Source organism: Halomonas sp. 111 (assembly GCF_052379685.1).
In the GTDB taxonomy this organism is placed as follows: domain Bacteria; phylum Pseudomonadota; class Gammaproteobacteria; order Pseudomonadales; family Halomonadaceae; genus Vreelandella; species Vreelandella citrativorans.
In genome coordinates this window covers 1-8,780 of the sequence record NZ_JBQSYV010000041.1, presented here as the reverse complement: position 1 = coordinate 8,780, position 8,780 = coordinate 1, and the positions used below count along the sequence as shown (strand labels likewise).

At 50.5% G+C, this 8,780-nt stretch carries 7 protein-coding genes; all 7 read left to right on the top strand.

The genetic code is table 11. The annotated features are described in order from the left end of the window. The first annotated feature begins 320 nt into the window (after nucleotides 1-320). A complete protein-coding gene (gene kdgD, locus ACT3T7_RS18285) occupies nucleotides 321-1,238 on the top strand; it encodes a 5-dehydro-4-deoxyglucarate dehydratase (protein ID WP_444631906.1) in 918 nt (305 codons plus the stop codon). Between the two features lie 108 nt (nucleotides 1,239-1,346). Beyond that, the gene (locus ACT3T7_RS18280) at nucleotides 1,347-2,687 is read left to right on the top strand and encodes an enolase C-terminal domain-like protein (RefSeq protein ID WP_444631905.1); all 1,341 of its coding nucleotides are present in this window, start codon (nucleotides 1,347-1,349) and stop codon (nucleotides 2,685-2,687) included. Between the two features lie 81 nt (nucleotides 2,688-2,768). Then, a complete protein-coding gene (locus tag ACT3T7_RS18275; protein ID WP_444631904.1) occupies nucleotides 2,769-3,710 on the top strand; it encodes a tripartite tricarboxylate transporter substrate binding protein in 942 nt (313 codons plus the stop codon). Between the two features lie 98 nt (nucleotides 3,711-3,808). Beyond that, on the top strand, nucleotides 3,809-4,315 hold the full coding sequence (locus ACT3T7_RS18270; protein ID WP_444631902.1) for a tripartite tricarboxylate transporter TctB family protein: 507 nt from the start codon (nucleotides 3,809-3,811) through the stop codon (nucleotides 4,313-4,315). 36 nt (nucleotides 4,316-4,351) lie between these two features. Continuing rightward, entirely contained in the window at nucleotides 4,352-5,854 is a 1,503-nt protein-coding gene (locus ACT3T7_RS18265) for a tripartite tricarboxylate transporter permease (protein WP_444631901.1), read from the top strand. 197 nt (nucleotides 5,855-6,051) lie between these two features. Further along, nucleotides 6,052-7,629, top strand: coding sequence for an aldehyde dehydrogenase (NADP(+)) (locus ACT3T7_RS18260; RefSeq protein WP_444631900.1), 1,578 nt, complete (start codon nucleotides 6,052-6,054; stop codon nucleotides 7,627-7,629). A 146-nt stretch (nucleotides 7,630-7,775) separates the two neighbouring features. Next, nucleotides 7,776-8,780 (top strand): 3-dehydro-L-gulonate 2-dehydrogenase (yiaK, locus tag ACT3T7_RS18255; RefSeq protein WP_444631899.1); only part of this gene is annotated, 1,005 nt, incomplete at its 3' end.

Below are 8,780 nucleotides of genomic sequence, written 5' to 3'. Positions count from 1 at the left end.
GCTGAGCTGATTTTTACGCTGTATTGCTGAGCCTGGCAATTTTCAGACAGGGCCCGTGGTTCATCTGCACATTGCTGCCTAGTGTTTTTTGATATTAATATTAATTTTCAGTTACTTAGCCAGTTATCAGCTCCACGTTCTGATCGATAACCTTGTCTCATTCAGTACCGTCTTAGGCTAAAGTCTAGAGGAAACTTTGTATGATGTATGACAATGTTGGCTATATGATATTGAAATATTCAACCCGGTACTAAATGACTGAGCCACACGAGTCACCGCTCGTCTAGGTTCGCTTACTGTATAAAAATGAGGAGATTACCATGAACTTTTCCAAAGCGACGCTTAAAGCTTCTATTTCTGACGGCCTGCTTTCCTTCCCTGTAACTGATTTCGATGCTGACGGTAAATTTGATGCTGAAAGTTACCGTAAGCGCCTGCTATGGTTGAAAGATTATGAAGTGACCGCACTCTTTGTCGCTGGCGGTACGGGTGAGTTTTTTAATATTACGATCGACGAGTATCGTGAAATTGTTAAGGTGGCTGTTGAAACCATCGGTGGAGATGTGCCGGTCATTGCGAGTGCGGGCCAAAATGTCGAGCTGGCGAAAGAACAGGTTAAAGCCGCCCAGGAAGCAGGTGCCGACGGCATTTTGTTAATGCCTCCTTATCTTACCGAGTGCTCGCAGTCCGGGATTGTTGATTACGCTGCTAGTGTTTGTGAAGCAACTGAGCTAGGTGTTATCTATTATAACCGTGCTAACGGTTATCTGGGGGTAGATGGTGTCAAGGCGTTAGCCGATCGTTGCGATAACCTGGTCGGATTAAAAGATGGTAAAGGCGATATGCAAACGCTGAACATCACCATCAAAACGCTAGGTGACCGTTTGGCCTATGTGGGCGGCGTGCCAACGGCAGAAATCATTGCTGAAGCTTACTTGGCCATTGGTGTAAGCACCTACTCCTCGGCGGTCTTTAACTTCGTGCCGGAGATGGCCGTGAAGTTTTACAAGGCAATGCGTCAAGGCGACAGTGAGTTCGTTAAGAACGTAACCCGCGAGTTTTTCATTCCTTTCGTTACTTTGCGCGACACCACGCCGGGGTATGCAGTGAGCTTGGTTAAAGCAGGAGCTGGCATCGTGGGCTACCCAGGCGGCAGTGTACGCGCGCCCCTGACTATGCCTAATGATCAAGAGATGGGTCAGCTTAAGCAACTGGTTGAGAAAGCAAAGTCTTTTTAAGTATTTCTGTTAGTTCATAAGGGCTGGCGTTTTGCCGCCCTCGTGATTTCAAAAGCTGACACCTAAAATGGTTACGCGCTGAAGAAGTAGAATGATGGAGAAGTGTTTATGCCAAGTCACAGTACTCCCACAATAACCGAAATGCGGGTCATACCTGTTGCTGGCCGCGATAGCATGCTGCTCAATATCGGGGGGGCGCATTCGCCTTACTTCACTCGTAACCTGGTTATTTTGAAGGATAGCGCTGGCAACGTTGGCGTCGGCGAGGCCCCTGGCGGTGCAACGATTGAACAATCACTTGAGCAGGCAAGAGAGCTTGTGGTGGGGCAGTCGATTAGCCGTTTACGCTCTATGGTCTCCTCGCTCAATAATGCGGGCCGTAGCGCTGACTTCGAGGATTTCGGTAAGGGGTCTTGGACCTTTGAGTTGCGCATCAATGCGGTTGCGGCACTAGAAGCCGCTTTGCTTGATCTAATGGGTAAGTTCTTAGGCGTACCGGTTGCTGAGCTATTGGGTAACGGTAAGCAGCGCGATAGCGTCGAAGTGTTGGGATACTTGTTCTTCATTGGCGATGGTCACGCCACGCCGCTCGACTTCCGCCGCGGTACAGATGGGGTAAGTCATGAGTGGTATCGCCAGCGCGATGAAGCGTCGATGACACCCCAGCGTATTGTAGAGTTGGCTCAAGCCGCTCATGATCGTTACGGCTTTAAAGACTTCAAGCTCAAAGGTGGTGCACTGCCGGGTGAGCAGGAGATAGAAGCGGTCAAGGCGCTGCATAAAGCTTTCCCTGACGCGCGCACCACGATCGACCCGAACGGCGCTTGGTCGCTAAATGAAGCCATTCATCTCTGTAAGGATCTGCATGGCGTCATTGCATATGCAGAAGATCCGTGCGGTGCTGAGCAAGGCTTTTCAGGTCGAGAGGTTCTTGCTGAATTTCGTCATGCTACCGGGTTACCTGTGGCAACTAACATGGTAGCGACTAACTGGCGTGAAATGGCACATGCTTTAATGCTGCGCTCGGTGGATATACCGCTGGCCGACCCGCATTTCTGGACACTGTCAGGCGCTGTGCGAGTTTCACAGCTTTGCCAGGACCATGGTATGACCTGGGGTTCTCACTCCAATAACCATTTCGATATTTCGTTAGCCATGTTTGCTCACGTGGGCGCAGCGGCGGTAGGGCGTACGACGGCCCTGGATACCCACTGGATCTGGCAAGAGGGAGATGCTCGTTTGACGCATAACCCACCCGAGATCGTTGATGGGAAAGTGGCGGTTACTGATGCGCCTGGTTTGGGTATTGAAATTGATATGGATCAGATCGAAAAAGCCCATGAACTTTATCGCAGTTTACCGGCAGGCGGACGTAACGACGCCATGGCGATGCAGCATTTAATTGATGGCTGGACCTTTGATCCCAAAAGGCCAGCATTAGTGCGCTAAGTCGGTACGAATGACCCAGTCGCCGGAAATAACTTCAAAAAGTGATTGGGCTTATAAACGCTAGATAGAGGTAACTTAACAATGAAAAAATTATTAGGCACGCTAACACTGGCCGTAGGGCTTGTCGCTGGTAGTCAGGCTATTGCAAATGATTACCCTAATAAAAGTATCAATATGATTGTGCCATTCTCGGCCGGTGGTGGTAACGATACCTTTGTCCGGGCGCTTCAGCCGTTGCTTGAAGAACAGCTAGGAGAAACCCTGGTCATTCGCAATATTGCGGGCGGCGGTGGTGCGGTGGGCATGTCGCGTGCGGTCGCGTCTAAACCCGACGGCTATACATTGCTTGCCGCTAGTAATGCAATGTTGACGCTCGAAGCGATGGGTAACGTCCCGTTTACGCATGATGATTTTGATTTTATTGCGAAAATCATCGAAGAGCCGTACCTCATCGCGGTAAGCGAAGATAGCCCTTACCAGGACCTGGATAGCCTGGTGGAAGCCGCTTCAGATAGCGCTATCCGGATTGGGGCGTCGGGTGTCGGTTCTTCTGCGTACATTACCGCTAATGCTATCGCCAACCGCACCGATTCCAACTTCAACCTTATTCCTTACCCGGGTGGCTCTGAAGCTATCTCCGCCGCTATGGGCGGGCACGTTGAAGCGGTAGTGCTGGGCGGGGCAGAGCTACGTTCAGCGCTGGAATCCGGTCGATTGAATGCGCTTGCGACTACTTACGCCGAACGTAGCGACAATTTACCTGATGTGCCCACCTTTCAGGAGTCTGGTTACGATCTTACGCTTACCGTGTGGCGCGGCATTGTAGCTCCTAAAGGTACTTCTGATGAAGTGAAGGAGCGCTGGGTGACGGCGATTCAGCAGATCATAAGCGACGGCTCGTATGAAGAAACGGCCAGCAACTTGGGTACTGATCTATCGCCTCTTTACGGTGAAGAGCTTGATGTTTTCATCAATGAATCCGCAGGCGTCATGCGCGAAGCCGCTGGCGATCTAGCCAATTAAAAGCTCTCTTGTGCAGCCAAGGCCTCCATGGCTTGGCTGCTTTGTCATTAATCAAAACATGATGGGGCTGCCATTAAGAAGGGGCTGGGGTCTGAATAATGGAACGTGATATTGGAAAGCCGCTATTTAATCTTTTTCTACTGGTCGCTTCGGCAAGTGCTTTTGTGGCAGCTACAGCGCTACCCAACATCGAAATCGTAGGGGATTTATCACCTGCTTTTTTCCCTCAGCTGTTATCTGGATTGATATTTCTATTTGCTATTCCGTGTCTGATTAAAGATGCGCGAGAATGGTGGATAGCCAAGCAAATACATTCGGATACCCCACATGCTTTACAGGTACGAAGTATCGCGCAATGGCTGTTTGTTGTGGCCTTGCTGACGGGCTATATCTTTGCATTTGAACGAATTGGATATATCGCCAGCACAGGGCTTTTTACCTTTTTCTGCATAATGGGATTCGTAGTGATAAGCGGCGTATGGTCGACGCTTTCGATGTCTCAGAGATGGAAGTCGTTTCTCTCTACCCTAGTGTTTTCCACGATATTAGCCGTAGCTATTTTTTATGTTTTTACCGTTCTTTTCAAAATTCCGCTCCCGACTTAAGCGGGTAGCTCTTTTCCTGAGATTTGGGAGACTTATATGATTTCAGGTTATCTCGATGGCCTAGGTATGGTGCTGCAAATCAGCACGTTACTGGCCATTGCTGGCGGCACTCTGCTCGGCATCATTATGGGGTCGCTCCCCGGCTTGACCTCGGCAATGGCGATAGCGCTACTGTTGCCGGTGACCTTTGGTATGCCGCCCGTGGCGGGAATAGGTATGCTGCTAGGAGCGCTTTGCGGCGCCGGTGCTAGCGGATCAATTCCAGCGATATTGCTTAATATTCCCGGGACCCCCTCATCGGTAGCGACCACCTTCGATGGCTTTCCCATGGCCCAGAAGGGCGAAGCGGGCCGTGCACTTGGCTTGTCGATCGTAGCCTCCTTCTTTGGCGGTGTCGCGAGCATGGTTATTCTCAGCCTATTGGCGCCGCCCATCGCTGAGTTCGCCCTACGATTCGGCCCTGCTGAATACTTTTCTTTGAGTATCTTTGGCTTGGTTATCATTGCTTCTGTCGCTGGTAAGTCGTTACTCAAAGGTTTAATTGCCGGCCTGATCGGCTTTTTTGTATCGACTATCGGAACTGATCCTATCACCGGCGTGGGCCGATTTACCTTTAACGAACTTTCGCTGCTGACAGGGGTTAATTTATTGCCAGCCCTTATTGGCCTGTTTGCCGTTTCTCAGGTGCTTAAAGATACATTTGAGTACGACCCTCACGAGCGAATGAAAGAGAGTGCGCATCGCATTGATATTGCACGCCCGCGTTTTATTGAAACGTTGAAACACTGGAAAGCTGTCGTAATCGGTGTGATTTCTGGATCGGTGGTCGGTCCTATTCCAGGCGCTGGGGGGAGTATTGCCTCACTGGTAGCCTATGACCAAGCACGACGCTTTTCCAAAACCCCCGAAAAATTCGGTTCGGGTCATGCGTCGGGTATTGTGTCTGTAGAGAGCGCCAATAATGCATTGCTTGGTGGGGCACTGATACCTACGCTCGCGCTGGGGATTCCAGGCGAAGCAGCGACGGCGGTACTGCTTGGTGGGCTGATGATTCAAGGGATCACTCCAGGCCCCCTTCTGTTTGCGGATCAAAGTGGCACGGTATACGGCATTTTTCTAGCTTATCTGATTGCCAACATCTTCATGCTATTGATTATGTGCCTCGGAATTAAGCTATTTATTCGGGTGCTTACTGTGCCTAGAAAACAGCTCCTTGCTGCCATTTTGGTGTTCTGCTTTATCGGCGTGTACGGCGTGGATGGAGATGTGTTCAATCTTTACTTAATGCTTGGCTTTGGCATTTTAGGCTATTTCTTGAACCGCTATGGTTTCGGGACTGCGCCCGTCATTTTAGGGCTGATTTTAGGGCCGATTGCTGAGTCAAATTTACGTCGAGGGTTACAGTCCTTCCAGGGAGACTGGACACCGTTCTTCACACGTCCCATCAGCATCACCTTCTTGATCATTGCTTTGGCCTTGTTGGTGCTAACGTTGTGGCAGAACTATCGTACCAACCAGAAAAACACTGCTTCGGGCTAGCTATACTCGAAAGTTGTCGCGGTAAAAAAGTGCGAGTCGCGAAAGCGAAGTAGCCTAATTTCTCAGCGCGGTTGAAGACAATCAAAGCAACAGATTTTGGGCTGTGCTCGCGGTACTGCTAGGTGCGCGAGAAAAATGTAAGTAACGCTTGGTCTAAACCGAGAAACTACGAAAACCACTCTCATTTAGGAGGCAAGATGAATCTGACAGGTGAAATGCTCATAGGACAACAGGCTGTTAAAGGTAGCCGTAGTCCCGTTCAGGCAATAAACCCAGCAACCAACGAGCTCCTTGAACCGGCCTATGCGGGTGGTACTCAAGCCGAAGTCGAGCGGGCTTGCGAGTTGGCTTGGAACGCCTTTGATATTTATCGTGACACTTCACTTGAGGACCGAGCCAGGTTCTTGGAAACTATCGCTGATGAGATTGAAGTGATTGGCGAAGACCTGATTGAGCGCGCAGTGGCTGAGTCTGGTTTGCCGAAGGCTCGAATTCAGGGGGAGCGTGGGCGTACCTGTGGGCAGCTACGTCTGTTTGCAAAAACTGTACGCGCTGGCGAGTGGTTGGATGTACGCATTGATCCGGCTATGCCAGATCGTCAGCCTATGCCACGTTCTGATCTTCGTCAGCGTCATATTGCACTAGGCCCGGTTGTTGTATTTGGTGCGAGTAATTTTCCGCTAGCATTTTCTGTCGCTGGCGGTGATACCGCTTCTGCACTAGCGGCTGGCTGCCCTGTCATCGTTAAGGCCCACGCTGCCCATCCAGGAACCGGCGAGCTGGTTGGCCGTGCTATACAGTCTGCCGTTAAAAAGTGCGCTTTACCAGAAGGTGTTTTCTCGCTTATGTTTGGTTCTGGCCGAGAAGTGGGCACTGCCTTGGTTTCTGATGCACGTGTCAAGGCTGCTGGCTTCACAGGCTCAAGAAGTGGAGGTTTAGCGCTTTGGAAAGCTGCTCAATCACGGCCCGAGCCGATTCCTTTCTACGCTGAAATGAGCTCTATTAATCCGGTTTTCCCGCTACCTGCGGCCCTCAAGTCGCGTGGCGCAGAGATGGGCAAGGCATTTGTTGGCTCACTCAACATGGGCGCAGGCCAGTTCTGTACTAACCCGGGGCTGGTCATTGCGGTTAAGGGAACCGAGCTCAACACCTTTATCGAAGCCGCAGGTGAGGCCGTTAAAGCGAGTGGCGCGCAAACAATGCTGACGCCAGGTATTTTCGAAGCCTACGAAAGCGGTGTGAAGAGTTTTGTCGACAGTGGTAAGGCACAAGAAATCGCGCGAGGGCAGAAGGGTGATGGCCCCAACCAGTGTCAAACCGGCTTGTTCGTAGCCAGCGCCCAGGATTTTCTTGGCAATGAAGCATTGCAGGGAGAGGTGTTTGGTTCGACCTCGTTAATCGTTGAGTGTGCTAATACCGCAGAACTCAAGCAAGTTGCAGAGCATTTGGAAGGCCAACTGACTGTAACGCTACAAATGGATGATGCTGATCTGGAAGCCGCACGAGAGTTATTGCCGACGCTAGAGCGCAAGGCAGGTCGTATTTTGGTTAACGGCTGGCCAACCGGGGTTGAAGTGTGTGATGCAATGGTCCACGGCGGGCCGTTCCCGGCAACATCCGACTCACGTACTACCTCTGTAGGTACGGCAGCAATCTTCCGCTTTCTGCGCCCGGTTTGCTATCAAGACCTTCCTGATGCGCTATTGCCCGCTGCTATTAAACAGGAAAACCCATTAAAACTACGTCGTTTAGTCGATGGTGCACGAGAGAGTTAAGACGTTCGCGTGTATAAATGTTAATGACAACAGGCCACTCTCAAGAGTGGCCTTTTTAAGCTACGAATTAAAAAATATGCACGGTTATATTAAGTCCTTTTATTTCGTTTGAGTATAAAAGCACCTTCATTATGTTTGGAGAAAATATGGCTGACGTTGATTTTACGACATTGCAAAATACCCTTGAAAAGGCACTATTAAAGGCGGGTCTCGCACCAGATGATGCGGCAGTCTGTGCCCAAATTCATGCTGAAAGTACTCGCGATGGTGTCCATTCTCATGGGATTGGTCGGATCCCCCGGTTTATTGAATATGTTGGACGTGGATGGATAAATATTAATGCTACGCCAAGCGTTGTGCAGCGGTTAGGAGCGATTGAGGTGCTTGACGGAGGCCAAGGCATTGGTGTGCTTAACGCTCTTAGTGCAACAGATCGAGCAATCGCATTAGCGCGTGAACACGGTATGGGGCTGGTAGCGTTACGTGATACTACCCATTGGATGCGTGGAGGAAGCTACGGATGGCGTGCAGTCGAGCAAGGGTTCGCTGCGATTATGTGGACCAATACCGAGTCTTGCATGCCTGCTTGGGGAGGGGTATCGCAGTCTATCGGTAATAATCCATTAGTGATGGCTGTACCGCATAGTTCAGGCCCACTAGTACTCGATATGGCGATGTCTCAATTTTCCTATGGAAAGTTGCAAACAACACAGTTAAAAGGTGAACAGTTACCTATTGATGGTGGCTTCAATGAGCGTGGAGAGCTGAGTCGCGATCCCGCTGCTATCGCCGCGACACGGCGCTTGCTTCCAACCGGTTATTGGAAGGGGTCAGGGCTTGCGATTCTACTTGATGCAATGGCCGCTTTACTCGCGCAAGGGAGGCCAAGCCATGAAATTGATTCAGTTCAGCGTGGAAGCGGTGGTGGTAGTTGCCAGGTGTTTATGGTTTTTGATCCAGAGCAGTTGGGTGGCCGTGCGGCCTGTGATGCCCTTGTTGAGGGAATTCAGACACATTTAGCCGCTACTAGGCCCGCTAAGCCAGGATGCAAAGTACGTTGGCCGGGAGAGTCTACTTTTCGACAGCGATATGGTCGTGAGTTAATCTCAATTGATGATACTTTATGGCAAGCTGTTTGTGAGTTAGCTATC